This window comes from Streptomyces sp. NPDC097107, from assembly GCF_044762405.1.
GTDB lineage: Bacteria > Actinomycetota > Actinomycetes > Streptomycetales > Streptomycetaceae > Streptomyces > Streptomyces thinghirensis.
Genome location: NZ_JBIWEF010000006.1, coordinates 1 through 26,373 on the forward strand (window position 1 = coordinate 1; position 26,373 = coordinate 26,373).

Annotated in this window: 24 protein-coding genes, 1 rRNA gene and 1 riboswitch; of the genes, 17 read left to right on the forward strand and 8 right to left on the reverse strand. The window is 70.4% G+C overall.

The window, feature by feature from the left end; all coding sequences use genetic code 11:
- The 11 genes from rrf to ACIQ1J_RS15410 form a co-directional block, all read left to right on the forward strand.
- A 5S ribosomal RNA gene (gene rrf, locus ACIQ1J_RS15360) occupies window positions 1–95 on the forward strand; the annotation flags it as partial.
- Window positions 96–205: 110 nt separating this feature from the next.
- Complete coding sequence (locus tag ACIQ1J_RS15365) at window positions 206–814, forward strand: CDP-alcohol phosphatidyltransferase family protein (RefSeq protein ID WP_403557204.1); 609 nt, start codon at window positions 206–208, stop codon at window positions 812–814.
- A gap of 112 nt (window positions 815–926) precedes the next feature.
- Complete coding sequence (locus ACIQ1J_RS15370; RefSeq protein WP_210964161.1) at window positions 927–3,422, forward strand: mannose-1-phosphate guanyltransferase; 2,496 nt, start codon at window positions 927–929, stop codon at window positions 3,420–3,422.
- A 168-nt stretch (window positions 3,423–3,590) separates the two neighbouring features.
- On the forward strand, window positions 3,591–4,427 hold the full coding sequence (locus ACIQ1J_RS15375; RefSeq protein WP_403557205.1) for a DUF881 domain-containing protein: 837 nt from the start codon (window positions 3,591–3,593) through the stop codon (window positions 4,425–4,427).
- Window positions 4,424–4,756 carry a small basic family protein gene (locus ACIQ1J_RS15380; protein ID WP_003977440.1) on the forward strand — a complete coding sequence of 111 codons (333 nt, stop codon included), beginning with the start codon at window positions 4,424–4,426 and terminating at the stop codon, window positions 4,754–4,756. The genes ACIQ1J_RS15375 and ACIQ1J_RS15380 overlap by 4 nt, the downstream gene beginning before the upstream one ends.
- A 5-nt stretch (window positions 4,757–4,761) precedes the next feature.
- Window positions 4,762–5,688 carry a DUF881 domain-containing protein gene (locus ACIQ1J_RS15385; protein WP_403557206.1) on the forward strand — a complete coding sequence of 309 codons (927 nt, stop codon included), beginning with the start codon at window positions 4,762–4,764 and terminating at the stop codon, window positions 5,686–5,688.
- A 61-nt stretch (window positions 5,689–5,749) separates the two neighbouring features.
- Window positions 5,750–6,703, forward strand: a complete 954-nt coding sequence (locus tag ACIQ1J_RS15390) for an FHA domain-containing protein (RefSeq protein ID WP_403557207.1) — start codon at window positions 5,750–5,752, stop codon at window positions 6,701–6,703.
- A 42-nt stretch (window positions 6,704–6,745) separates the two neighbouring features.
- A complete protein-coding gene (locus ACIQ1J_RS15395) occupies window positions 6,746–7,483 on the forward strand; it encodes a MerR family transcriptional regulator (RefSeq protein WP_403557208.1) in 738 nt (245 codons plus the stop codon).
- A gap of 82 nt (window positions 7,484–7,565) precedes the next feature.
- A complete protein-coding gene (locus ACIQ1J_RS15400; RefSeq protein ID WP_030189411.1) occupies window positions 7,566–8,039 on the forward strand; it encodes a bifunctional nuclease family protein in 474 nt (157 codons plus the stop codon).
- Between the two features lie 193 nt (window positions 8,040–8,232).
- Entirely contained in the window at window positions 8,233–8,916 is a 684-nt protein-coding gene (locus tag ACIQ1J_RS15405) for a MerR family transcriptional regulator (protein WP_403557209.1), read from the forward strand.
- A gap of 69 nt (window positions 8,917–8,985) precedes the next feature.
- A complete protein-coding gene (locus tag ACIQ1J_RS15410) occupies window positions 8,986–10,437 on the forward strand; it encodes a DNA polymerase IV (protein ID WP_403557210.1) in 1,452 nt (483 codons plus the stop codon).
- 45 nt (window positions 10,438–10,482) lie between these two features.
- Here ACIQ1J_RS15410 and ACIQ1J_RS15415 read toward each other — a convergent pair whose 3' ends face one another.
- The gene (locus tag ACIQ1J_RS15415) at window positions 10,483–10,860 is read right to left on the reverse strand and encodes a PRC-barrel domain-containing protein (RefSeq protein WP_210964155.1); all 378 of its coding nucleotides are present in this window, start codon (window positions 10,858–10,860) and stop codon (window positions 10,483–10,485) included.
- A 150-nt stretch (window positions 10,861–11,010) separates the two neighbouring features.
- Window positions 11,011–11,106: riboswitch (glycine riboswitch) on the forward strand.
- Window positions 11,107–11,283: 177 nt separating this feature from the next.
- Here ACIQ1J_RS15415 and gcvP point away from each other — a divergent pair.
- Entirely contained in the window at window positions 11,284–14,169 is a 2,886-nt protein-coding gene (gene gcvP / locus ACIQ1J_RS15420) for an aminomethyl-transferring glycine dehydrogenase (protein ID WP_403557211.1), read from the forward strand.
- A gap of 66 nt (window positions 14,170–14,235) precedes the next feature.
- Here the strand turns inward: gcvP and ACIQ1J_RS15425 are convergent, their stop codons facing one another.
- From ACIQ1J_RS15425 to ACIQ1J_RS15445, 5 genes are all read right to left on the reverse strand, one after another.
- On the reverse strand, window positions 14,236–14,655 hold the full coding sequence (locus ACIQ1J_RS15425) for a molybdopterin-binding protein (RefSeq protein WP_403557212.1): 420 nt from the start codon (window positions 14,653–14,655) through the stop codon (window positions 14,236–14,238).
- A gap of 26 nt (window positions 14,656–14,681) precedes the next feature.
- Entirely contained in the window at window positions 14,682–15,749 is a 1,068-nt protein-coding gene (locus tag ACIQ1J_RS15430; protein WP_403557593.1) for an ABC transporter ATP-binding protein, read from the reverse strand.
- Window positions 15,750–15,820: 71 nt separating this feature from the next.
- Window positions 15,821–16,630, reverse strand: coding sequence for a molybdate ABC transporter permease subunit (gene modB / locus ACIQ1J_RS15435; protein ID WP_210964151.1), 810 nt, complete (start codon window positions 16,628–16,630; stop codon window positions 15,821–15,823).
- Window positions 16,627–17,463 (reverse strand): molybdate ABC transporter substrate-binding protein, encoded by an 837-nt coding sequence (modA, locus tag ACIQ1J_RS15440; RefSeq protein WP_403557213.1) that lies wholly within the window; start codon window positions 17,461–17,463, stop codon window positions 16,627–16,629. Before modA ends, modB begins: the two co-directional genes overlap by 4 nt.
- 204 nt (window positions 17,464–17,667) lie before the next feature.
- The gene (locus tag ACIQ1J_RS15445) at window positions 17,668–18,063 is read right to left on the reverse strand and encodes a molybdopterin-binding protein (protein ID WP_403557214.1); all 396 of its coding nucleotides are present in this window, start codon (window positions 18,061–18,063) and stop codon (window positions 17,668–17,670) included.
- A gap of 296 nt (window positions 18,064–18,359) precedes the next feature.
- On the opposite strand from ACIQ1J_RS15445, the gene kdpF reads away from it, so the two are divergent.
- Genes kdpF through ACIQ1J_RS15465 form a run of 4 tightly spaced genes read left to right on the forward strand, consistent with a single transcriptional unit; the run spans window position 18,360 to window position 22,931 of the window.
- On the forward strand, window positions 18,360–18,449 hold the full coding sequence (kdpF, locus tag ACIQ1J_RS15450) for a K(+)-transporting ATPase subunit F (protein ID WP_109004339.1): 90 nt from the start codon (window positions 18,360–18,362) through the stop codon (window positions 18,447–18,449).
- 8 nt (window positions 18,450–18,457) lie between these two features.
- Entirely contained in the window at window positions 18,458–20,119 is a 1,662-nt protein-coding gene (gene kdpA / locus ACIQ1J_RS15455; RefSeq protein ID WP_403557215.1) for a potassium-transporting ATPase subunit KdpA, read from the forward strand.
- Window positions 20,119–22,257, forward strand: coding sequence for a potassium-transporting ATPase subunit KdpB (kdpB, locus tag ACIQ1J_RS15460; protein ID WP_403557216.1), 2,139 nt, complete (start codon window positions 20,119–20,121; stop codon window positions 22,255–22,257). The genes kdpA and kdpB overlap by 1 nt, the downstream gene beginning before the upstream one ends.
- Window positions 22,258–22,262: 5 nt before the next feature.
- Window positions 22,263–22,931 (forward strand): potassium-transporting ATPase subunit C, encoded by a 669-nt coding sequence (locus ACIQ1J_RS15465; RefSeq protein ID WP_403557217.1) that lies wholly within the window; start codon window positions 22,263–22,265, stop codon window positions 22,929–22,931.
- Between the two features lie 137 nt (window positions 22,932–23,068).
- Here the strand turns inward: ACIQ1J_RS15465 and ACIQ1J_RS15470 are convergent, their stop codons facing one another.
- The gene (locus ACIQ1J_RS15470; protein WP_210964143.1) at window positions 23,069–23,272 is read right to left on the reverse strand and encodes a DUF5999 family protein; all 204 of its coding nucleotides are present in this window, start codon (window positions 23,270–23,272) and stop codon (window positions 23,069–23,071) included.
- Between the two features lie 286 nt (window positions 23,273–23,558).
- Window positions 23,559–24,143, reverse strand: coding sequence for a hypothetical protein (locus ACIQ1J_RS15475; RefSeq protein WP_403557218.1), 585 nt, complete (start codon window positions 24,141–24,143; stop codon window positions 23,559–23,561).
- A gap of 554 nt (window positions 24,144–24,697) precedes the next feature.
- Here ACIQ1J_RS15475 and ACIQ1J_RS15480 point away from each other — a divergent pair.
- Window positions 24,698–26,215 carry a glutamate--cysteine ligase gene (locus ACIQ1J_RS15480; RefSeq protein ID WP_403557219.1) on the forward strand — a complete coding sequence of 506 codons (1,518 nt, stop codon included), beginning with the start codon at window positions 24,698–24,700 and terminating at the stop codon, window positions 26,213–26,215.
- The last annotated feature ends 158 nt before the right edge of the window (window positions 26,216–26,373 follow it).

The window sequence follows — 26,373 nt, forward strand, 5'->3', positions numbered from 1 at the left end:
AAACGCCCGGTTACATTTCGAACCCGGAAGCTAAGCCTTACAGCGCCGATGGTACTGCAGGGGGGACCCTGTGGGAGAGTAGGACGCCGCCGAACTCCTCTTAGAGCTCTGGCTCTTGGGCATGCAGCCCGAGAGCCGGAGCTTTTTTGCGTTGAGGTAGGGTCAGGGAGCATCATTGGCTCGTTTCACCCCAGGAGGCCCCCGCGTGGAGGTCCAGGAGACCCGCGTGCAGACCGACCGGGTCCTCACCATCCCGAACATCCTCAGCATGGCGCGCCTCGCCGGCGTGCCGCTCTTCCTGTGGCTGATCCTGCGGCCCGAGTTCGGCGGCCCGCAGAGTGACGGCTGGGCGTTGTTGGTACTGGCCCTGAGCGGAGTCAGTGACTACCTGGACGGGAAGCTCGCGCGGCGCTGGAACCAGATCAGCCGCCTCGGCCGTCTCCTGGACCCCGCCGCTGATCGGCTTTACATTCTGTCCACTCTGGTCGGCCTCACCTGGCGGGAGATTCTCCCGCTCTGGTTGACTCTTGTACTGCTTGCCCGGGAAGCGGTGCTGCTCGTGATGGTGGGCATCCTGCGACGCCACGGCTATCCGCCGCCGCAGGTGAACTTCCTGGGGAAGGCCGCCACGTTCAACCTCATGTACGCCTTCCCGCTGCTTCTGCTCAGTGATGGAAGCGGGTGGATCGCGTCACTTGCCGCTGTTTTCGGATGGGCGTTCGCCGGGTGGGGTACAACCTTGTATTGGTGGGCAGGTGTTCTCTACGTGGTACAGGTCCGCCGTTTGGTCCGTGCGAACACCATGGCCGACTGAACTCACCGATTGTGCGGCCCCAGCGGCCGGATGGCCCCCACGGCAAAAGTGCGGGACGCTGGTCGGGTGAAGTCGGTCAATCCGTCGTCTTTTAGAGGAGGACGCTTCCGACATGAAGGCCGTCGTGATGGCTGGAGGCGAAGGCACGCGCCTTCGTCCCATGACCTCAAGCATGCCCAAGCCGCTCCTGCCGGTGGCCAACCGGCCGATCATGGAGCACGTTCTGAGGCTGCTCAAAAGGCATGGGCTCAACGAGACCGTCGTCACCGTCCAGTTCCTGGCCTCGCTGGTCAAGAACTACTTCGGTGACGGCGAAGAGCTCGGAATGGAGCTCACCTACGCCAATGAGGAGAAGCCACTCGGTACCGCCGGAAGCGTCAAGAACGCCGAGGAGGCGTTGAAGGACGATGCGTTCCTCGTTATTTCCGGCGATGCCCTGACCGACTTCGACCTCACCGACCTGATCAATTTCCACAAGGAGAAGGGTGCGCTCGTCACCGTGTGTCTGACACGCGTGCCCAACCCCCTGGAATTCGGCATCACCATCGTCGACGAAGAGGGCAAGGTCGAGCGGTTCCTGGAGAAGCCGACCTGGGGACAGGTCTTCTCGGACACCGTGAACACCGGTATCTACGTCATGGAGCCCGAGGTATTCGACTACGTCGATCCCGACGTGCCCGTGGACTGGTCCGGTGACGTCTTCCCGCAGCTGATGAAGGAAGGGAAGCCCGTCTACGGCTACATCGCCGAGGGCTACTGGGAGGACGTCGGCACCCACGAGAGCTATGTGAAGGCCCAGGCAGACGTACTGGAGCGCAAGGTCGACGTCGACATCGACGGCTTCGAGATCTCACCCGGCGTCTGGGTGGCCGAGGGCGCCGAGGTTCATCCCGACGCCGTGCTCCGCGGGCCCCTCTACATCGGCGACTACGCCAAGGTAGAGGCCGGTGCCGAAATCCGGGAGCACACGGTCGTCGGCTCCAACGTCGTCGTGAAGAGCGGTGCCTTTCTGCACAAGGCCGTCGTTGCCGACAACGTGTACGTCGGGCCGCACAGCAACCTTCGGGGCTGTGTCGTCGGGAAGAACACCGACATCATGCGTGCCGCGCGGATCGAGGACGGCGCGGTCATCGGGGACGAGTGCCTGGTCGGTGAGGAATCGATCATCCAGGGCAACGTCCGGGTCTACCCGTTCAAGACCATCGAGGCCGGTGCCTTCGTCAACACCTCGGTCATCTGGGAGTCCCGGGGCCAGGCACACCTCTTCGGCGCCCGCGGGGTGTCCGGCATCCTGAACGTGGAGATCACGCCGGAACTGGCGGTGCGGCTGGCCGGCGCCTATGCGACCACGTTGAAGAAGGGCTCCACCGTCACCACGGCCCGCGACCACTCGCGTGGTGCCCGCGCGCTGAAGCGGGCGGTGATCTCCGCCCTGCAGGCCAGCGCCATCGACGTACGGGACCTGGAGAACGTACCGCTGCCCGTGGCGCGGCAGCAGACCGCGCGGGGCAGTGCCGGCGGCATCATGATCCGGACCACGCCCGGAGTGCCGGACTCCGTCGACATCATGTTCTTCGACGGACAGGGCGCCGACCTGTCGCAGGGCAGTCAGCGGAAGCTGGACCGGGTGTTCGCGCGACAGGAGTACCGGCGGGCGTTCCCGGGAGAGATCGGGGACCTGCACTTCCCGTCCAGTGTGTTCGACTCGTACACCGGGTCGCTGCTGCGGAACGTCGACATCACGGGGATCGCCGAATCCGGGCTCAAGGTGGTCGTGGACGCGTCCAACGGCAGCTCCGGGCTGGTACTGCCCAGCCTCCTCGGCAAGCTGGGTGTCGACTCGCTGACCATCAACCCGGGTCTCGACGAGTCCAGGCCGACCGAGTCGGCCGACATGCGGCGGTCGGGGCTGGTGCGCCTCGGGGAGATCGTGGCGTCCTCCCGGGCCGCGTTCGGCGTGCGCTTCGACCCGGTCGGTGAGCGGCTGTCGCTCGTCGACGAGAAGGGCCGCATCATCGAGGACGACCGTGCGCTGCTGGTGATGCTCGACCTGATCGCGGCCGAGCGGCGCAGTGGCCGGGTCGCGCTGCCGGTGACGACCACCAGGATCGCCGAGCAGGTGGCGGCCTACCACGGGACCCAGGTCGAGTGGACGACCACCTCGCCCGACGACCTGACGCGGGTCGGCGGCGAGGAAGGCGCGATCTTCGGCGGAGACGGCAAGGGCGGCTTCATCGTCCCGGAGTTCAGCAGCGTCTACGACGGTACGGCCGCCTTCGTGCGGCTGATCGGGCTGGTGGCGCGGACGCAGCTCACGCTCAGCCAGATCGACGCGCGGATCCCGCGGGCGCACGTCCTGAAGCGTGATCTGGCAACTCCGTGGGCGGTCAAGGGCCTGGTCATGCGGCGGGTCGTCGAGGCGGCCGGAGACCGCTTCGTGGACACCACGGACGGCGTGCGTGTGGTGGAGACCGACGGACGCTGGGTGATGGTGCTGCCCGATCCGGCGGAGGCGGTCACCCACCTGTGGGCCGAGGGCCCCGACGACGCGTCCGCGCAGGCGCTGCTCGACGAGTGGTCCGCGGTGGTGGACAGCGCGGGCCGTTAGGGGAACGTCGCACTCGTGCGTGCCGGACAAGTGTCCCCAAGGGGGCCTGTCCGGCACGCCGGTGGGGCCGTTCGGAGGTAGTGGCCGTGGCGTGCGACGATGTGCGGCATGCCGCAGCAACCCCCCGTTCGGAGCACACTCACGCGGCCCGCGCGCCCGGACGCGTCCATGTCCTTGCTCACCAACGTCATGGACCACAGCCTCGACGACGGATACGCCGAGGCCGCCACGCGGAAGAAGGCCGAGGGCACCGGCGGAATGCCCAAGACCCTCCGCGCCAAGCTCGGACTGGCCGCCGGGCTGGTGCTGGCCGCCCTGGTCGTCACGGTCGGCGCGGCCCAGGCGCGAGTCGCGGCTCCGGCCGTCGCCAAGGAGCGCGAAGAGCTCATCGACCGCATCGAGGGCGAGACCTCGACGGCCGACAAGCTCGAGGAGAGCGTCGACAAGCTGCGCCAGGACGTGGGCGCGCGGCAGCGCGAGGCGCTCGAGAAGAACGGCGACAGCGACCGCTCCGACCTGATGGGCGTCCTGTCGGGCGCGGTCGAGGTGCACGGCCCGGGTGTGAAGCTCGTGGTGAACGACGCCAAGGACACGGGCACGGGCGGTGACGGGCAGCCGCGTGGCACCTCCGGGTTCTCCGACACGGGCCGGGTACGGGACCGGGACATGCAGCGCGTGGTCAACGGGCTGTGGGAGTCGGGGGCCGAGGCGATCTCCATCAACGGGCAGCGGCTGACAGCACTGTCCGCGATCAGGGCCGCGGGAGACGCGATACTGGTCGACAACAGGCCGCTGGTGCCGCCGTACACGGTGCTCGCGGTGGGGGACGGCGAGGGGCTCAGCGCCCGGTTCCAGGACAGCGCCGACGGGCTGTATCTGCATGCCCTGCAGGAGAACTACGGCATCCGGACCGCCATCTCCGTCGCGGACGACCTTGAGCTGCCGGCCGCGACGAGCGTGATCGTACGTACAGCACAGCCGATAACCGAGAAGGGCACATCGTGATCGCCGTACTGGGCCTCGTCGTGGGAGTCGTGGCCGGCCTGCTGGTCCGGCCCGAGGTGCCGGCGGCCGTCGAGCCGTATCTGCCGATCGCCGTCGTGGCGGCGCTCGACGCCGTCTTCGGTGGTCTGAGGGCCATGCTCGACGGCATCTTCGACGACAAGGTCTTCGTGGTGTCGTTCCTGTCGAACGTGGTCGTGGCCGCACTGATCGTGTTCCTGGGCGACAAGTTGGGCGTCGGGGCCCAGCTGTCCACCGGCGTGGTGGTCGTGCTCGGTATCCGGATCTTCTCCAACGCCGCGGCGATCCGACGCCACGTCTTCCGGGCGTGAGACCGATGAGCGACCACGACGAGCAGAGCGCGAACAGGCTGCGCAAGGAGCTGCCCGACGAGGTGCCGGCGTCGTCGTCGGCAGAGCCGCGGGCGGCGGAGTCCCAGGCGGCGGAGTCCCAGGCGGCGGAGGCCCGGGCGGCCAAGGCCCCGGCCGCCGGCGCCGCGATCGGGGAGCGACCGGAGCGGCGGTCCGATCCGGAGCCGGGACTGACCGGTAGGCAGCGGCTTTTCAAGGGACTGTGGCCGCCGCGCCTCACCCGGGCCCAACTCATCGTCGCCGTGCTCCTGTTCGGCCTCGGTTTCGGCCTGGCGGTCCAGGTGGCGTCGAACAGTGACAGCGACGACGCGCTGCGCGGCGCCAGGCAGGAGGATCTGGTCCGCATCCTCGATGAACTGGACGACCGTACTCAGCGTCTTGAAGACGAGAAGCAGGGCCTCGAGAAGCAGCGCGACGAGTTGGAGAACAGCTCCGACCAGGCAGAAGAGGCCCGCAAGCAGACGCTCGAGAAGGAGCGGCAACTCGGCGTTCTCGCGGGCACCGTGGCCGCGCAGGGGCCCGGCATCACGGTGACGATCGAGGACACGAAGGGGGCGGTCGAGGCGGACATGCTGCTCAACGCGATACAGGAGCTGCGCGCGGCCGGCGCGGAGGCGATCCAGGTGAACGGCGTACGGGTGGTCGCCGGCACGTACCTCACGGACTCCGAGGAGAGCGTGAGCGTCGACGGGAACAAGATCAACGCGCCCTATCGTTTCCAGGCCATCGGCAAGCCGCAGGACCTCGAACCGGCTCTCAACATTCCTGGAGGTGTCGTGCAGACTCTGGAGAAGGAACAGGCCACCGTTACCGTTGAGCGGTCGAGCAAGATCGTCGTGGACGCCTTGCGAGCGGTGAAGCGGCCTGACTACGCTCGGTCGTCCTCCCAGTGAACCGGCGGTGCATGGGGGAAGACCGGCGAGGGCATGAGGTTGCGGGGGGTCGGCGCACCGATTGGGTGGTGCGTGGTGGAAACTGTCTGGTGGAGACGGACGTTGTGAAGGTGTCCGGGTCGGTCAGTACGGTCAGTCAGGGTTCGTCCTGCCCCACGGGCGGGTCTGTTTCGGTCAAGGGGAATCGCCCGTGAAGTTGTTTGCGAAGTTGTTCGGCAAGAGCGCGCGAGAGGGTCGCGAGAACGCGACCGCTCGCCATCGGGCACAGCCTGATGCGGAGGGCGGGCGCCCGATGTTCCGGGACCAGGTGGCTGGTCCGGGCGGTGGCATTTCCGGTGGTCAGGGCGCGCCGTCTGTTGACCCTGCGCAGTCCGGCGACATAGGTTTCGGGCAACCGTCAACTGCGGGTGGAGGGTTTGCCCCCGGTCCGTACGCGTCGAACGCCCCGGCGGGGCAGCCGCGGCAGGAGGATCCGTCCATGTCGGCCCTGGTGTGTACGAGGTGCGGTAACCGCAACGCGGAGAACAGCCGCTTCTGCTCCAACTGCGGCGCGCCCCTGCGCGCCGGGGCGGTTCCGGAGCGTGCGTCCGAGACGACCTCCACGATCTCCATCTCCGGCCTGGAGGCGTACGACGCCGAGGTCACCGGTCAGACGGCGATGCCGGCGCTCTCTCCCGAGGCGCAGGCGGCGGTCGACGCGCTGCCGCTCGGCTCGGCGCTCCTGGTCGTGCGCCGCGGTCCGAACTCCGGAAGCCGCTTCCTGCTGGACGGTGAGCTGACCACCGCCGGGCGTCATCCGCAGAGCGACATCTTCCTGGACGACGTGACGGTCTCGCGTCGGCACGTGGAGTTCCGCCGCAGTCCGGACGGGTCGTTCACGGTGGCCGATGTCGGCAGTCTGAACGGCACGTACGTCAACCGCGAGCGCATCGACCAGGTCGCGCTGTCGAACGGCGACGAGGTGCAGATCGGCAAGTACCGGCTGGTCTTCCACGCGAGCCAGCGGGGTTACTGACCTGCCCCCGGGCACCGCCCGGGGAACCTCCAGGGAAGGTCCATGCTTCAAACACCGAGCGGCGGTGCCGGGCACGGCACCGCCGCCACGGACAGTGGGCTGATGAGCATCGGCGCCGTGCTGAACGCGCTGCGTGACGAGTTCCCCGACGTCACCATCTCCAAGATCCGCTTTCTGGAGTCGGAAGGCCTCGTCGAGCCGCGGCGGACCCCGGCCGGGTACCGCAAGTTCAGCGCACACGACGTCGAGCGCCTCGGCCAGGTGCTGCGCATGCAGCGGGACCACTATCTGCCGCTGAAGGTGATCCGCGAGCACCTGGACGCGATCGAACGCGGCGAGGCCGTGCCGTTGCCGACTCTGGGCCGGCAGCGGGACGGGGAGACCGTACCGGAGCCCTCCGAGGGGCCCACGGCGGCCCGGATCGGGCGGGACGAGCTGCTCGCCGCGGCCCGGATCGGCGACCAGGAACTGAAGGAGTGGGAGTCTTACGGGCTCCTCGCTCCGCTGCCCGACGGGGCGTACGACGCCGAGGCGGTCACCGTGGCCTCACTGGTGGTGGAGCTGGGACGGTTCGGTATCGAGCCGCGGCACCTGCGGGTGATGAAGGCCGCCGCCGACCGGGAGGCCGGGCTCGTTGACCAGGTGGTGGCGCCGCTGAAGCGACACCGCAACCCCCAGACCAGGGCACACGCGGAAGCGCGCACCAAGGAGCTGGCGGGGCTGGCGGTGAAGCTGCACGCGGCGCTGGTGCAGACCGCCCTCGGCGTGCGGCTGCCCTGAAACGGGCGCCCGGAGCCCCGAACGCCCACCCCGACCCCGGCCCGACTACCCAAATGTCCCGGGCACGGCCTAGGGTTGCTGTGTGAACGAGCTCGATGTCGTAGGTGTCCGGGTCGAGATGCCCTCCAACCAACCGATCGTGCTGCTGCGCGAGGTGGGGGGCGACCGTTACCTCCCCATCTGGATCGGGCCGGGGGAGGCGACGGCGATCGCCTTCGCCCAGCAGGGCATGGCTCCCGCACGGCCGCTGACCCACGACCTCTTCAAGGACGTGCTGGAAGCCGTCGGCCAGGAGCTCACGGAAGTACGCATCACGGACCTGCGTGACGGGGTCTTCTACGCCGAGCTGGTCTTCGCGAGCGGTGTCGAGGTGAGTGCCCGGCCGTCCGACGCCATAGCGCTGGCCCTGCGCACCGGAACGCCGATCTACGGCAGCGACACGGTGCTCGACGACGCCGGCATCGCCATCCCGGACGAGCAGGAGGACGAGGTGGAGAAGTTCCGCGAGTTCCTCGACCAGATCTCGCCGGAGGACTTCGGGACCAGTAACCAGTGAGGCGCGCGGACCGGAGCGGTCCAGGGTGCCGTACGGCCCTTGACCGGGCACATTCGGCCAGCCTTTCCCCGCGGCCGGGTACGCGAAACCACTCGTAGGGTGATTATCACTCGGCGTGCCGAGTGTGGCGATCGTTGACGCACCCTTGGTGACTGCCTACCGTCGAGGAGGCAGGTCAAGGACGGAGGTCGGCGTGAGAATCAGCGGCGACGGTACGGCTGGGGGTGGCCCCGGGCAGAGCCTTGGGGCAAGCGGTCCGTACCCTCCCCCGAGCTCTCGGCTCCGCGCCGGCGGGGGGCATCCCCAGCACGGTGTGGCGGCCGACCCTGTTCCGCAGCGACCGGCTGCCGTCCCGAGCAGCGGAGGGGCGACGTCCATGACGTCCGAGCAGATCGGCTACCGCGGGCCGACGGCCTGCGCGGCCGCCGGTATCACCTACCGGCAGCTCGACTACTGGGCTCGTACGGGCCTGGTCGAGCCCAGTGTGAGACCCGCGCACGGTTCCGGGACGCAGCGTCTGTACAGCTTCCGCGACGTGGTCGTGCTGAAGATCGTCAAGCGCTTCCTCGACACCGGGGTGTCACTGCAGAACATCCGCACCGCCGTCCAGCATCTCCGGGAGCGCGGCTTTCGCGACCTGGAGCGGATGACGCTGATGAGTGACGGGGCCACGGTCTACGAGTGCACCTCGCCCGACGAGGTGCACGCCCTGCTCCAGGGCGGTCAGGGCATCTTCGGGATCGCCGTCGGCGTGGTCTGGCGGGACGTGGAGAGCGCGCTGTCGCAGCTGCACGGGGAGCGGATCGACACGGGGGAGACCCTGGTCGGACACAATCCGGCGGACGAGCTGGCGCGGCGGCGCAACCGGGCCGTCTGAACACCGCCGAACTCGGCACCCCCCTGCTGGGCCGGGACATTGTCAGTGGCGTAGGGCAGCATCGGAGATGTGAGAGCCGCGCCCACGATCCTGCATCTCGACATGGACGCCTTCTTCGCCTCGGTGGAGCAGGCCTCCAAGCCGAGCCTGCGCGGGAAGGCCGTCGTGGTGGGCGGCCTCGGACCGCGCGGTGTGGTCGCCACCTGCTCGTACGAGGCGCGGGTCTTCGGCGTCCACTCGGCGATGCCCATGGGCCAGGCCCGGCGGCTGGCACCCAACGCCGCGTACCTGGTCCCGCGCTTCGAGCTCTACCGGTCGATCAGCGAGCAGGTGATGCGGCTGCTGCGCGGGCTGTCGCCGCTGGTGGAGCCACTGAGCCTGGATGAGGCCTTCGTGGACCTGGAGGCCGGCGGGGTGGCCTGGGACGCGGCGTCGGCGCGGCTGGCCGGCACCAAACTGCGTACGGACATCCGCGCCGTCACCGGCCTCACCGGTTCCGTGGGGCTGGCCGCCTCCAAGATGCTCGCCAAGATCGCCTCGGAGGAGGCCAAACCCGACGGGCTGGTCCTGATCCCGCCGGGGACGGAACGGGCCAAGCTGGAGCCGATGACCGTGCGGACGCTGCCCGGCGTGGGGCCGGCCACGGGAGACCATCTGCGGCGGGCCGGGATCACCACGGTCGGCGACATCGCCGAGGCCGGCGAGGACGAGCTCGTACGGCTGCTGGGCAAGGCGCACGGGCACGCCCTGTACGCCATGGCCCTGGCCCTCGACGAGCGACCCGTGGTGGCCGAGCGGGAGACCAAGTCGGTGTCGGTCGAGGACACCTATGACGTGGACATCCACGACCGGGTGCGGGTCGGTGTGGAGGTGGGGCGGCTGGCCGATCGGTGCGTGCGGCGGCTGCGCGGTTCCGGGCTGTCCGGGCGGACCATCGTGCTCAAGGTGCGCAGGTACGACTTCTCCACACTGACGCGCTCCGAGACGCTGCGTGGCCCCACGGACGACCCGGGGGTGGTGCGGGAGGCCGCGGCCCGCCTGTTGGACTCCGTGGACACCACCGGCGGCGTGCGGCTGCTCGGGGTCGGCGTCAGCGGGCTCGCCGACTACACGCAGGAGGACCTGTTCGCACAGGCTGCGGGGGAGCGGGCCGACGAAGTCGCCGAGGAGCCCGACGCCGAGTCCGTCCAGGAGGACCGGCCGACCCCCGCCCCCGAGCGCCGGTGGCCGTCGGGGCACGACGTGCGGCACGTGGAGTACGGACACGGGTGGGTGCAGGGCAGCGGGCTGGGGCGGGTGACCGTGCGGTTCGAGACGCCGTACTCGGAGACCGGCCGGGTGCGGACCTTCCCGGTGGACGATCCGGATCTGGCGCCGGCGGAACCGCTGCCACTGGTCCCGGCCGTGCCGCGAAGACCCGGGGAGGGCGGGCCGACGACCACGGAGGCCGCCCCGGACCTCGGCGGGGAGACCGACGCGGAGACCGGCCCGGCGGGGTCGGCGCGCCTGGCTCCCGGCTAGGACCTCGCCTCGTCCGGCGGATCAGGCCGCAGGAAGCCGGCGGCGTCAGCCCTCTTCTTTGCCCTGGCCGGCCAGCTTGCCGAAGTCGTGGTCGGGGAGCGGGGGCGGAGCGGCGACGTCGAGACCGTAGTGGTGGTAGAGCTGGAGTTCCTGTTCCGGCGAGAGGTGGCGGCCGACGCCGAAGTCGGGGGCCTCCTTGATCAGGGCCCGGTCGAAGGGCACGCGCAAGGTGCCGTCGGACAACTCGCTCGGCTCCAGGGGAACGAAGGCGTCCCGGCTGAACAGGCCGGTGCGTATGGCCGCCCACTCGGGGACGCCGGTGGCGTCGTCGAGATAGACCTCGTCGACGGTACCGATCCGGGTGCCGTTGCGGTCGAACGCCTTGCGGCCGATCAGGTTGCGCGGGTCGATGTCGGTACGCACGGGGCCCTCCACTTGGTCGCACTGGGGTCGCGCACCAGCCGATCCACCAGCCGCCGAAATCATCCGTAGTACTACAAAAGAGCACATATGGCCGGTCGGCCACTCGAAGGTTCGTGCGTCGGCCTCGCTGGTACGCTGGCAAACGGCTGCTGACCCCGCGCGGGAGAGTCCTCCGGACACCATCGGAGGCGCCGAAGGAGCAAATCCTCCCCGGAATCTCTCAGGCTCACGTACCGCGCGGACGAGGTCACTCTGGAAAGCAGGGCGGGTGTCGACGGCTTCCGCTCTCACCGACGGTGAAAGCCGGGAGCGCCCTCGGGCCCACCCGGTGAAGCTCTCAGGTTGAGATGACAGAGGGGGAGGCCGTACGGGTACCCGCGCCGTGGTGCCCCTCGAAGGTCGTCAGACCAGGAGGCCTCCGCAATGACCGCCCATCGCACCCCGCTCTCCGAGCTCGAACAGGCAATGCCGTTCGAGCAGCGCCACATCGGCCCCGATCACGAGGCACGGGCCAAGATGCTCGCGCAGGTCGGTTACGGTTCGCTCGACGAGCTGACGGCCGCCGCGGTGCCGGATGTGATCAAGAACGCAGACGCGCTGGACCTGCCCGGCGCGCGGTCCGAGGCCGAGGTGCTGGCCGAGCTGCGCTCCCTGGCCGACCGCAACCAGGTCCTCGACTCCATGATCGGCCTCGGCTACTACGGCACCTTCACCCCGCCGGTCATCCTGCGCAACGTCATGGAGAACCCGGCCTGGTACACCGCGTACACGCCGTACCAGCCGGAGATCTCCCAGGGCCGTCTCGAGGCCCTGCTGAACTTCCAGACGATGGTCGCCGAGCTGACCGGCCTGCCCACCTCCGGCGCCTCGCTGCTCGACGAGGGCACCGCGGCCGCCGAGGCCATGGCGCTCTCCCGGCGCATGGGCAAGAACAAGAAGGGCCTGTTCCTGGTCGACGCGGACGCCCTGCCGCAGACCATCGCCGTGATCCGGACCCGCGCGGAGCCGACCGGTGTCGAGGTCGTCGTCGCCGACCTGAGCGAGGGCATCCCGGCCGAGGTCGCCGAGCGGGAGATCAACGGCGTCCTGATCCAGTACCCCGGCGCCTCCGGTGCCGTACGCGACATCAAGCCGGTGATCGACCGGGCGCACGAGCTCGGCGCCCTGGTCACCGTCGCCGCCGACCTGCTCGCCCTGACGCTGCTCACCTCGCCCGGCGAGCTGGGCGCGGACATCGCCATCGGCACGACGCAGCGCTTCGGTGTGCCGATGGGCTTCGGCGGGCCGCACGCCGGTTACATGGCGGTGCGCGAGAAGTTCGCCCGCAGCCTGCCCGGTCGCCTGGTCGGCGTCTCCGTGGACGCCGACGGCAACAAGGCCTACCGCCTCGCCCTGCAGACCCGCGAGCAGCACATCCGCCGCGAGAAGGCCACCAGCAACATCTGCACCGCGCAGGTGCTGCTCGCCGTGATGGCCGGCATGTACGCCGTGTACCACGGGCCCGAGGGGCTGCGAGCCATCGCGCGCCGCACCCACCGGTACGCCTCGATCACCGCCGCGGGCCTCTCGGCCGGTGGCGTCGAGGTCGTGCACGGCGCCTACTTCGACACGGTCACCGCGCGGGTGCCCGGCCGGGCCGACGCGATCGTCCACGCCGCCCGCGAGAACGGCATCAACCTGCGGCTCGTCGACGCCGACCACCTGTCGTTCGCCTGCGACGAGACCACCACGCGCGCCCAGGTCGGCGGCGTGTGGAACGCCTTCGGCGTCGAGGGCGACATCGAGGCGCTGGATGCGGCGACGGAGGAGACGCTCCCCGAGGCGCTGCTGCGCGGCGACGACTTCCTGACCCACCCGGTCTTCCACCAGCACCGGTCCGAGACCGCGATGCTGCGTTACCTGCGCCGCCTCGCCGACCGCGACTACGCGCTCGACCGGGGCATGATCCCGCTGGGCTCCTGCACCATGAAGCTCAACGCGACCACCGAGATGGAGCCGGTCACCTGGTCCGAGTTCGGGCAGCTGCACCCCTTCGCCCCCGCCGAGCAGGCGCAGGGCTACCTCACGCTCATCCGTGAGCTGGAGGAGCGGCTCGCCGAGGTCACCGGGTACGACAAGGTGTCACTCCAGCCGAACGCCGGGTCGCAGGGCGAGTTCGCCGGTCTGCTCGCCGTACGCGCCTACCACCGCGCCAACGGCGACGACCAGCGCACCGTCTGCCTCATCCCGTCCTCCGCGCACGGCACCAACGCCGCGAGCGCCGTCATGGCCGGCATGAAGGTCGTCGTCGTCAAGACCGCCGAGGACGGCGAGATCGACGTCGAGGACCTGCGCGCCAAGATCGAGAAGCACCGCGACGAGCTGTCCGTGCTGATGATCACCTACCCCTCCACGCACGGCGTCTTCGAGGAGCACGTCGCCGACATCTGCGCTCGGGTGCACGACGCCGGCGGTCAGGTCTACGTGGACGGCGCCAACCTCAACGCCCTGGTGGGCCTCGCCAAGCCCGGTCACTTCGGCGGCGACGTATCGCACCTGAACCTGCACAAGACCTTCTGCATCCCGCACGGCGGCGGCGGTCCCGGCGTCGGCCCCGTGGCCGTACGGTCGCACCTGGCGCCGTACCTGCCCAACCACCCGATGCAGCCGGCGGCCGGTCCGCAGACGGGCGTCGGCCCGATCTCGGCGGCGCCGTGGGGCTCGGCGGGCATCCTGCCGATCTCGTGGTCGTACGTCCGGCTGATGGGCGGCGAGGGCCTCAAGCGCGCCACGCAGGTGGCGGTGCTCTCCGCCAACTACATCGCCAAGCGCCTGGAGCCGCACTTCCCGGTGCTGTACAACGGCCCCGGCGGGCTGGTCGCGCACGAGTGCATCATCGACCTGCGCCCGCTGACCAAGACGACCGGCGTGAGCGTCGACGACGTCGCCAAGCGGCTGATCGACTACGGCTTCCACGCGCCGACGATGTCGTTCCCGGTGGCCGGCACGCTGATGATCGAGCCGACCGAGTCCGAGGACCTGGCCGAGCTGGACCGGTTCTGCGAGGCGATGATCGCCATCCGCGCGGAGATCGAGAAGGTCGGTTCCGGCGCCTGGTCCGCGGACGACAACCCGCTGCGGGGCGCGCCGCACACCGCCGGTGCGCTGGGCGGTGAGTGGGACCACGGGTACACGCGCGAGGAGGCCGTCTTCCCGGCCGGGGTGTCCGCCGCCGAGAAGTACTGGCCGCCGGTGCGCCGCGTCGACCAGGCCTTCGGTGACCGGAACCTGGTCTGCTCCTGCCCGCCGCTGGACGCCTACGAGGACTGAGCCGCCGGTGCGGGAGAGGCTCCGCGCAGGCCCGGGACGGCCTTGCGCGGAGCCTCTCACCGTGTGTCACGCGGTGGCCAGCGACACCTCCGTCGACTTGACCAGCGCGACGACGGGAACGCCGACGGACAGCCCCAGGTCGTCGGCGGCCTCCCGGGTGATCGCGGCGGTCAGTTCGGCGCCCTCGACCGCGACCCGGACGGAGGCCATGGCGCCGCCGGTGGTGAGGGCGGTGACCGTGCCGGGCAGCCGGTTGCGGATGGACAGGCCCTCGACGCGGCCGGTCGCCACCGACACCTCCGTGGACTTCACCAGGGCGCGGACCTCGGTCCCGGCGGTGAGGGAGAGGTCGTCGGCGGCCTCCCGGGTGATCGCCGCCGTGAGGTCCTGGCCGCCCGAGAGGCGGACCCTGACCGTCGCCATGGCCTCGCCCGGGGTGACGGCCGTGACGGTGCCGGGGAGCTGGTTGCGGATGCTCAGGCTCATGAGGGCACCGTAGCCCGGTCGGGGCGTCATGCCGGGTACGCGTGTGTCTGCGTCGCCTTGACCGCCGCCCACACCGGTGCGCCCGGGTGGAGGCCGAGCTCGGCCGCCGCGACCGTGGTGAGGTCGGCGGCGAGCGGGAGTCCACCGGTGAGGTCCACGCGGATCTGGTCGCCGTGGGTCTCCAGGCCGGCGACCTCGCAGTGCCACAGGTTCCGGGCGCTGGAGCCCGTGGGGCGCTCCGCGTACAGCGTCACGGCGCCCGGCGGGAACGCCACGAAGACCGGACCGGAGAGGTCCTCGGTGGTGGTGATGGCGGGACCGGCGTCGAGGCGGACCGTGTGGCCGTCGGCCCGCCCGCGGTAGAGGTTCAGGCCGACCAACTGCGCGATGTAGTCCGTGCGCGGCCGGCGGGCGATGTCGGCGGGGCCGCCCTCCTGGACGACCCTGCCGTTCTCGACCACCACCAGCCGGTCGGCCAGCACCATGGCGTCCAGGGGATCGTGCGTGACCAGTACGGCCACGGCCTCGAACTCGGCGAGATGGCGGCGGAGCTGCGCCCGCACCTCCAGCCGTGTGCGGGCGTCCAGCGCCGCGAGGGGCTCGTCCAGGAGCAGCAGCCGGGGGTTGGTGGCCAGGGCGCGGGCGAGTGCGACGCGCTGGGCCTGACCGCCGGAGAGGCGGCGCGGCTTGGCGCCCGCGTGGTCGGTGAGGCCCATGCGGTCGAGCCACGCGGCGGCCCGCGCCCGGGACTCGGCCTTGCTCGCGCCCCGGCAGCGCGGACCGAACGCGACGTTGTCGAGCGCGGTGAGATGCGGGAAGAGGAGGTAGTCCTGGAAGACCACGCCGACCGGGCGGGACTCGGGCGGCGTACGGTCCAGGGCGACACCGTCGAGGCGCAGGTGGCCGTCGGCGAGCGGGACCAGGCCGGCGAGCGCGCGCAGGGCGGTGGTCTTGCCGGCGCCGTTGGGGCCCAGCAGGGCGACGACGTCGCCGGGCGCGGCGGACAGGGCGACGTCCAGGTGGAAGGTCCCGCGGTCCACGACGAGCCGGGCGTCGAGGCCGCCGTCGGGCGCGTGGCCGTCGGCGGGGTCCATGGCGGTGGTCGGTCCGTCGGGGTGGGTCATGTCGTCCTCGTCCGGACGGTCGGACGCCTCGTCCAGGCCGGTCATGACGCCCTCATCCAGCGGTCCCGGAGACCGGCCAGTACGGCGATGGAGACGGCCAGCAGCACCAGGCTGAGCGCGATCGCCGCCGCCGGGTCGTTCTGCAGGGCGAGATAGACCGCCAGCGGCATGGTCTGGGTCCGGCCCGGGAAGTTGCCCGCGAACGTGATCGTCGCCCCGAACTCGCCCAGCGCCCGCGCCCAGGCCAGGACGGCGCCCGCCGCGATGCCCGGCGCGATCAGCGGCAGCGTGACCCGGCGGAACGCGGTGAAGCGGGAGGCGCCCAGCGTCGTGGCGGCCTCCTCGAAGCGCGGGTCGGCCGCGCGCAGGGTGCCCTCCACGCTGATGACCAGGAACGGCATCGCCACGAACGTCTCCGCGAGGATGACACCCGTCGTCGTGAACGGCAGCGTGATCCCGAACCACGCGTCCAGCCACTGCCCGATGACGCCGTTGCGCCCGAACGCCAGCAGGAGCGCCACACCGCCCACCACCGGGGGGAGCACGAGCGGCAGCGTCACCAGCGCGCGGACGAAGCCGCGGCCGGGGAACTCCGTGCGCGCCAGCAGCCAGGCCAGCGGCACGCCGACGACCAGGCTCAACGCGGTCGCCGACGTGGCGCACAGCAGCGACAGCCGCAGGGCCTGCCACACCTCCGGACTGGCCAGCTGGCCGGGCAGGTCGCGCCACGGTGCCCGCACCAGCAGGGCGATCAGGGGCAGCAGCAGGAACGCCAGGCCGACGAGGGCGGGTACCAGCAGGGGGACCGGCACCATGCGGGCGCGGGTCCTGGGTACGTCGGGTTTCCTCATGGCGTGCGGAACCCGGCCGCGGTCAGCACCCGCTGCCCCTCGGCGGACTTCACCAGCTTGATGAAGGCCGCGCCCGCGTCGGCGTTGGGAGCCTCCTTGAGGAGCGCGACCGGGTAGTCGTTGACGGCCTTGGCCGACTCGGGGAAGTCCACGCCGGTCACCTTGCCACCGGCCGCCTTCACGTCGGTCTGGTAGACGACGGCGGCGTCGGCCTCCTTCAGCTCGACCTTGGTCAGGGCGGCCTTGACGTCCTGCTCGTACGAGACCGGGGCGAGCCGGAGGCCGCCGGCCTCCAGCGCCTTCTGTGCCGCGGCGCCGCACGGCACCGACTTGTCGCACAGCACGACCTTGAGCCCGGAGCCCGTGAGGTCCTTCAAGGACGAGATCCTGTCGGGATTGCCCGGGAGGGTGGCGATCTCCAGCTGGTTGCGCACGAAGGTGGACGGGGCGCCGTCGGTGGCCCCGGCCTCGGTGACGGTGGCCATCGTTCCGGGGCTGGCGGAGGCGAACACGTCCGCCGGGGCGCCGCCGGTGACGCTGGCGGCGAGGGTGTCGCTGCCGGCGAAGCTGAAGGTGACCTCGGTGCCCGGGTGCTGCTTCTCGAACCGCTCCCCGAGCGTCGTGAAGCTCTCCTTGAGTGAGGCGGCGGCGAAGACGGTGACCTGGCCGGAGACCTTCGCCGAGGAGGACGACGAGGAACCGGCGGAGTCCGAGTCCGCATCCGAGCCGGAGGACGACGAGCACGCGCTCAGGGCCAGCAGCGCGGCGGCTCCCGCACCGCTCACTCGCAGGTTCCGGCGGCTGCGGCGGGTCCTGCACACGGAACGGGTCATCACGGGCCACTCCCTCGGTGTCTGGGGCGGGAGTCCGACGGGCTCCGCGGCCGGGCTGGGCGACCGGGCGCACGGCGGGCTCTCCGCTGCGTCGATCATACTTCCGCATCTGCGAGGGGTAAGTCTGCTGTCGCATCGCATGAGCCAGCCAGTACTGAGAATTGCCTGGCATGTGCGTTCACACCGACCGACGGTGGCGGCGGGTCAAACCCTGTCGACATGGACGTTCGTCGACTTCACGCGGGCGGTGGCCTCCATGCCGACCTCCAGGCCGAGTTCCTCGACCGCTTCCCGGGTCAGCAGGGAGACGAGCCGGTGCGGGCCGGCCTGGATCTCGACCTGGGCCGCCACGTCGCCGAGCTTGATCGCGGTCACGATGCCGGGGAAGGCGTTGCGGACCGAGGTGTACGGCGTCTCCTCGTCGGCGCCGCCGGACCGGGCCAGGTCGACCGAGAACGCGGCCAGGTCGCGCCCGTCGACGAGCCGCCGCCCGCCCTCGTCGCGGTGGGTGGTGATCCGGCCCGCGTCGGCCCAGCGGCGGGCGGTGTCCGGACTGACGCCGAGCAGCCGCGCCGCCTGGCCGATCGTGTAGGACTGCATGCCGGTCACGATAGGGCGCCGGGAGGAAGTGCGGGTGACGCGGGGCCGGCCCTCGACCTCGACCGCGCCGTGATCACCCACGACATCCTCGTAAGAGATCCGTCAAAGGGGCACAGGCCACCGTATGGGACCCGTCAACGGGGGTCGTTTCCGGTCGTGGCAGGGGTTTGCTCGAAGCGTCCTAGTCGCAACCGAACCCCATTCCAGGAGCTCACGATGGCCGATCTGGCCTTCGTCGTCACCACGATCGCGGTCTTCGCGCTGGTGGCTCTCGTCGCCAAGGGGGTGACGAAGCTGTGACCGCCGAGAACATCGTCGGCCTGCTCGTGGCCGTCGCCCTGCTGGGCTATCTCGTCCTCGCCCTGATCTTCCCGGAGAGGTTCTGAGAGATTCCATGGGTCCCGTAACCGCCGGCGTGCTCCAGCTGCTCGCCCTCATCGGCGCACTGGCTGTCGTGCACGCTCCACTGGGCAACCACATGGCCCGGGTCTACTCCGCCCCCGAGCACCTGCGGGTCGAGAAGTGGATCTACAAGGGCATCGGTGCCGACCCGGACACGGAGATGCGCTGGACCGCGTACCTGCGCGGCGTGCTCGCCTTCTCCTTCGCCGGTGTCCTCTTCCTCTACCTGCTCCAGCGCGTCCAAGGTGTCCTGCCGGGCTCGCTCGGCTTCGACTCGGTGGAGCCGGCGCAGGCCTTCAACACCGCCGCGTCGTTCGTGGCCAACACCAACTGGCAGTCGTACTCCGGCGAACAGACGATGGGGCACGTCGTGCAGACCGCCGGTCTCGCCGTGCAGAACTTCGTCTCCGCGGCGGTCGGCATGGCCGTGGCCGTCGCCCTCGTGCGGGGCTTCGCCCGCGCTCGCACCGGGGAGCTGGGCAACTTCTGGTCGGACCTGGTGCGCGGGGTCACCCGCGTGCTGGTGCCACTGGCCGTCCTCGGCGCGCTCGTGCTGGTCGCCTGCGGAGTCATCCAGAACTTCTCCGGCATCCACGAGGTCGGTCAGTTCCTGGGCGGCCCGCAGCAGTGGAACGGCGGCGCCGTCGCCTCGCAGGAGGTCATCAAGGAGCTGGGCACCAACGGCGGCGGCTACTTCAACGCCAACAGCGCCCACCCCTTCGAGAACCCGACGCCGTTCACCAACCTGTTCGAGATCTTCCTGATCCTGCTCATCCCGGTCTCCCTGACCCGGACCTTCGGCGTCATGGCCGGCTCGGTGCGTCAGGGCTACGCGATCCTCGCGACCATGGCCACCATCTGGGTCGGCTTCGTCGCCCTCATGATGTGGACCGAGTTCGCCCACCAGGGGCCCGCGCTCCAGGCGGCCGGCGGCGCGCTGGAGGGCAAGGAGCTGCGCTTCGGGGTCGGCGGCTCGTCGATCTTCGCGGTGACCACGACGCTCACCTCCACCGGTGCCGTCGACTCCTTCCACTCGTCGTACACCGGATTCGGCGGCGGCATCACCATGCTGGGCATGATGCTGGGCGAGATCGCGCCCGGCGGTGTCGGCTCCGGTCTCCACGGCATGCTGATCATGGCGATCATCGCCGTGTTCATCGCGGGGCTCATGGTCGGGCGCACACCGGAGTACCTCGGCAAGAAGATCGGCCCCCGCGAGATCAAGCTGGCGGCGGTCTACATCCTGATCACCCCGGCGCTGGTACTGGTGTTCACCTCGCTGTCCATGGCCCTGCCGACGCCGCCGAACTCGATGCTCAACCAGGGCGCCCACGGCTTCTCCGAGGTGCTGTACGCCTTCACCTCCGCCGCGAACAACAACGGCTCGGCCTTCGCCGGCCTGAACGCGAACACCGACTGGTTCAACAGCACGACCGGGCTCGCGATGCTGCTCGGCCGTTTCCTGCCGATGGTGTTCGTCCTGGCGCTGGCCGGCTCGCTGGCCGGGCAGCAGCCGGTGCCGGCGACCGCGGGCACCCTGCGCACCGAGAAGCCGATGTTCACCGGCCTGCTGGTGGGCGCGATCCTGATCATCGTCGGTCTCACCTACTTCCCGGTGCTGGCCCTTGGCCCGCTGGCCGAAGGGCTGGCGTGATGACCGCTCGTACACAGAAGCACGAGGACTCCATGTCCACAGCCACTTCCACCGCCGCCACCGGGAACCGGGCGCCGCACAGCGACGTACCCACCGGCCGCCCGCCCGCCGAGGGGCGCGTCGGCGGAGGGATCTTCCAACCCGCGCAACTGGTCGCGTCGCTGCCCGAGGCGTTCCGCAAGCTCGATCCGAGGGTGATGGTCAAGTCGCCCGTGATGTTCGTGGTGTGGATCGGCTCGGTGCTGACCACCGCCTTCTCCTTCACGGACCCCGGGGACTGGTTCGGCTGGACCATCAGCGCCTGGCTCTGGCTGACCGTGCTCTTCGCCAACCTGGCGGAGGCCGTCGCGGAGGGCCGGGGCAAGGCCCAGGCCGACACACTGCGCCGGGCCAGGACCGGCACGGTCGCCCGCCGGGTGGACGGGAGCACGGTCCCCGGCACCGTGCTGGCCGTCGGCGACCTGGTGGTCTGCGAGGCCGGAGACGTCATACCGGGCGACGGCGACGTCGTCGAGGGTGTCGCCTCGGTCGACGAGTCGGCCATCACCGGTGAGTCGGCGCCCGTCATCCGCGAGTCGGGCGGCGACCGCAGCGCCGTCACCGGCGGGACGAAGGTCCTCTCCGACCGCGTCGTCGTCAGGATCACCACCGAGCCGGGTGAGACGTTCATCGACCGGATGATCAACCTGGTCGAGGGCGCGGCACGCCAGAAGACCCCGAACGAGATCGCGCTGAACATCCTGCTCGCCTCGCTCACCATCGTCTTCCTGCTGGCCTGCGCCACGCTGACGCCGGTCGCCGACTACGCGGGCACCGAACTGACGATGGTGGTCCTGGTGGCGCTGCTGGTCTGCCTGATCCCGACCACGATCGGCGCCCTGCTCTCCGCGATCGGCATCGCGGGCATGGACCGCCTGGTCCAGCGCAACGTGCTGGCCATGTCGGGCCGTGCCGTCGAGGCGGCCGGCGATGTCTCCACGCTGCTGCTGGACAAGACCGGCACGATCACGCTCGGCAACCGGCAGGCGGCCGAGTTCGTGCCGGTGCGCGGTACGACGGAGGCGCGGATGGCGGACGCCGCCCAGCTCTCCTCACTGGCCGACGAGACGCCCGAGGGCCGCTCGGTCGTAGTCCTCGCCAAGGAGAGGTACGGGCTGCGCGAGCGGCACCAGGGCGAGCTGAGGGGCGCCGAATGGATCTCCTTCACCGCACAGACCCGCATGTCCGGCGTGGACGTCGACGGCCGCAGGATCCGCAAGGGAGCGGCCGGTTCGGTGACCGCCTGGGTGCGCGAGCGCGGCGGCGAGGTCGCCGAGGACACCCAGCGGCTGGCCGACGGCATCTCCGAGGCGGGCGGTACGCCGCTGCTGGTCGCTGTCGAGGACGGTGACGGGGCCCGCGTGCTCGGGGCCGTCCACCTGAAGGACGTCGTCAAGCAGGGCATGCGGGAGCGGTTCGAGGAACTGCGGGGCATGGGCATCAGAACCGTCATGATCACGGGCGACAACCCGCTGACGGCCAAGGCGATCGCCGACGAGGCAGGCGTCGACGACTTCCTCGCCGAGGCCACGCCCGAGGACAAGATGGCCCTGATCAAGCGCGAGCAGGCCGGCGGCAAGCTGGTCGCGATGACCGGCGACGGCACCAACGACGCGCCCGCCCTCGCGCAGGCCGACGTCGGGGTGGCGATGAACACCGGCACGTCGGCCGCCAAGGAGGCCGGCAACATGGTCGACCTCGACTCCAACCCGACGAAGCTCATCGAGATCGTCGAGATCGGCAAGCAGCTCCTCATCACGCGGGGCGCGCTGACCACGTTCTCCATCGCCAACGACGTTGCCAAGTACTTCGCGATCATCCCGGCGCTGTTCGCGGCGGTCCACCCCGGCCTGGACAAGCTCAACGTCATGCGGCTGTCCTCGCCGGACTCCGCGATCCTGTCGGCGGTCGTCTTCAACGCGCTGATCATCGTCGTGCTGGTGCCGCTCGCCCTGCGCGGCGTGCGGTACAGGCCGATGAGCGCGGACCGGATGCTCCGGCGCAGCCTCACGGTCTACGGCCTGGGCGGACTGGTCGCCCCCTTCGTCGGCATCAAGATCATCGACCTGCTCCTGTCCCTCATCCCCGGAATCGGTTGACCGCCATGAACAACTCGGTATCGAACACCGTCCGGTTGCTCGGGGCCGGCCTGCGTGCCCTCTTCGCGCTGACCCTGGTGACGGGCGTCCTCTACCCACTGGTGGTCACGGGAGTCGCCCAGGCCCTGTTCAACGGCAAGGCGAACGGCTCGGAAGTGTCGGCCGACGGCCGCGTGGTGGGGTCCTCGCTGATCGGGCAGTCGTACAACCTGCCGCTGGAGCCGGGGCAGGAGACTCCGGAACCCGACCTGAAGTGGTTCCAGGGCCGCCCGGCCAACGGTCTGGGGGAGAACACCCTCAACACCCAGTACCGCCTGATCCTGTCCGGCGCCACCAACCTGGCCGCCGACAACCCGGAGCTGGTCGAGCAGGTGAGGGCGGCGCAGGCCGCCGTCGTCGAGGACAACTCGGTCCCCGGCCACCCCGTCGAGCGGTCCGAGATCCCCGCGGACGCGGTGACCTCATCCGGCTCGGGACTGGACCCGGACATCTCGCCGGACTACGCCGAGCTGCAGGTACCCCGAATCGCCCGGGAGAACGGCCTGTCCGTCGCGAAGGTCCAGGGGCTTGTCGACCGGCACGCACAGGGCCGCACCCTCGGCTTCATCGGCGAGCCGCGGCTCAACGTCCTCGAACTGAACATCGCCCTCGAGGAGCTCGTGACTAGGGGCTGAGCGGGAGCGCCGGCATGGGACGTCCCGGCGTGAAAGAGCGGAAGCCGGACACGCGCCAGGGCCGGTTCGCAGACGATGTCCGCGGGCCGGCCCCGCGCATCACCGGGCGGAGTGGAGCCACCCCGCCCGGCCTGTGCTCAGGCGGCGCTCATCACGCCCGCACCGACAGGGCGGTGCGGGGCGATGACCTGGCCGTCCGGCAGGAGCTCACCGGTGTCCTCGAAGAGGACGACGCCGTTGCACAGCAGGCTCCAACCCTGTTCCGGGTGGTGCGCCACGAGGCGGGCGGATTCCCGGTCGGCGGAGTCGGCTGACGGACACGGTGGCTGGTGCTGGCACATGAGTGGGGTCTCTCGGTCTGTTGAGTCGGGTGAGGTCGCTGGCTGGTCTGTCCCGCGGCGTGAAGCTTCGTTCATGGCCGCCCCCCGTTGTTTGAGTCGGTCCGAACCCAGTGTTGCCCTACGGGCCTCGATCCGCAGGTATTTCGCAGCACCGCTTCTCACAGGTTGATGACGCGTCACCCGCGCGGACGGTTCAGCTCAACTGCACTGTCACTTCGGATGGTTCGGCATGGCCCTATGGGGCTAGTCCGCCCGGGACGGGAGGCGGCCGACGCGAACGGGCCGGTCAGGCGGGGGAGCGCAGCAGCCGGGTCGGCGTCACCCGGTGGGTGAGGACCGGCAGCAGCTCGGCGACCCGGTGCGGCCGGTGGGCCGCGATGCCGGGCGGGGCCGGCGCCAGCGGCACCAGCAGGTCGGTGGCCGCGGGGTGTCCGGCGGCGGCGTCCGCGGTGCGGTCGCCGTGCAGCCACAGCGTGAGCATGTAGAGCCCGGGGACCGACAGCAGACGGGGCTGGTAGGCCTGGGGGACCGACTCGGCCTGGCGCAGCGCGTGCTCGGTCGAGGCGACGTAGGGGCCCTCGAAGAAGTGTGAGAACGCCCATCCGTCGGGGGTCAGCATGGTCTCCGCCGCCGCCACCGCGCGGTCGCCGCAGCGGATCAGGAACCGCCATCCGGTCAGCCGTGTCACTGCCACGCCCTCCGCCGTGATCCGGTCCAGGACGTGCACGGGCAGCGGCAGTTCGGGTGTGGCGGGTCCCTGGGCGCCGAGCAGGGACGGGGTCCGGGCCTCGCGGACCGCGGTGGGAGACGAGAGGGCGCTGAGGACGGAGCGCAGGGCGGGCGCGGGAGCCGGGTGGACATGCAGGGGCATGGTGGGTCGCCTCTCATTCGAAGGCACGGTGGCGCGAGGGCGGGGCGGGGGCGGACGACGCTGTCAGCTCACGTGGCTGGGGAGGCAGAGGCCGGGGTCCGGGAACCGAGAAGGGGGTGAGGCCTGCCGTGCGTCAGCTCGACAGCAGGATCCATCGACCGTGGGCGCCGGTCATCTGCCTTGTCCGCGGAGTTTATACGACATGTGTTCAGACTGTGTTTCGGCTAGCTGATTCCGGCAACCAGTACAAGGTCGCATTCGGCCGCCGATATGCGGGAATCATCCGGATTTCGTGCCGGGTGTACGACGGCGACCTCGGGGAATGTTCGCCGAGCGGTCGGCCAATTGTCGTCGGCGGTTTTCACGACTTCCCGGCCGTGGAAACTGTTCGACGTGGCATGCCCGATGAATGTGCCACCGGTCACATCGGCACAGCCTAGCGGGTGCCGGGCCGGTGCGGGGACGTTATCGATCGCTTCGGCTGGGCATCATCCCACCTGACCGGCCCCCGGCGGCCGGATCTTCGACTCACCGCTCCGAGAAGGGACTCTTCCATGGGGGAGAAGGTCGTGGCAGGTCAGTTCGACCTGTCCGATCGCCAGCGCTACCGCGAGAAGCTCCAGCGGTGCCTGACGGGTCTGGAGCGACTTCTGGCGGAGAGAAGGTTCGACCGCCCGAAGAACCTGATGGGGCTGGAGATCGAATTGAATCTCGTCGGTGCCGACGGGATGCCGAAAATGTTGAATGCGCAAGTCCTGGAGCGCATCGCGAGCCGCGACTTCCAAACAGAACTAGCCATGTTCAACCTGGAGGTCAACATCGCCCCCCACCGACTGGGCGGCCGGGTATTCGACCGTCTGGCCGAGGAGATCCGAACGTCGCTGGCATATGCAGACCGCAAGGCCGGCGAGGTCGACGCGGGAATCGCGATGATCGGCATTCTGCCGACGCTGGACCGGGACGACCTGGTCTCGTCCAATCTCTCCGCCGTCGATCGCTACGCCCTCCTCAACGAGCAGATCGTGGCCGCCCGCGGCGAGGACTTCACCCTCGACATCGAGGGTGTCGAGCGCCTGACCTGCACCTCCAAGTCCATCGCTCCCGAGGCCGCCTGCACCTCGGTGCAGCTGCACCTCCAGGTCACCCCGGACCGCTTCGCCGACGTGTGGAACGCGGCCCAGGCGGTCACCGCCGCGCAGATCGCCGTCGGCGCGAACGCGCCCTTCCTGTTCGGCCGCGAGCTGTGGCGGGAGTCGCGGCCCCCACTGTTCCAGCAGTCCACGGACACCCGCCCGCCCGAACTCCAGGCCCAGGGTGTCCGGCCGCGCACCTGGTTCGGCGAGCGGTGGGTGACCTCGGCGTACGACCTGTTCGAGGAGAACCGGCGCTACTTCCCGGCGCTGCTCCCGATCTGCGACGACGAGGACCCGCTGGAGGTCCTGGAAGCCGGCGGCGTGCCCTCGCTCTCCGAACTCGTCCTGCACAACGGCACCGTCTACCGCTGGAACCGCCCGGTCTACGACATCGCCGACGGGGTCCCGCATCTGCGCGTGGAGAACCGTGTCCTGCCCGCCGGACCCACCGTCACCGATGTCATCGCCAACGCGGCCTTCTACTACGGCGTCGTGCGCGCGCTCGCAGAGGAGCCGAGGCCGCTGTGGACCCGGCTGCCCTTCGAGGCCGCCGCCGCCAACTTCGAGGCGGCGTGCCGCCACGGCATCGACGCCCGCTTCGAATGGCCCAAGCGCGGCCGGCTGGGCGGCACCACCGAGGTCGACGCCGCCGTCCTCGTACGCGACGAACTGCTGCCGCTCGCCGAGGCCGGTCTCGACGCGTGGGGCGTGGAGCCCGCCGACCGGGACCTGTACCTCGGCGTGATCGAGGAGCGGTGCCGGCGCCGGGTCAACGGCGCGTCCTGGCAGGCGGACACCTTCCACCGGGCACTGGAGGCCGGCCTGTCCCGGGAGGCCGCGCTGGCCGCCACGACCCGCCGCTACGTCGAGCTCATGCGCGAGGGCGACCCCGTGCACCTGTGGCCGGTGGGCCTGCCGGAGCCGGCGCCGCTGGGCTGAGACCGGCGGCACCGGGAAGGGCGGGCGAGCGCGGGCGTCGGTGTACTTGGGGTGTCGGTGTGCTCCGGGCGTCGGCGAGCACCGCTTCGCCGGATCGCGCCGGGGCCGCAACCGGATCGCGCCGGGACCGGATCGCGCCGGGACCGCCCCCGCCGCGC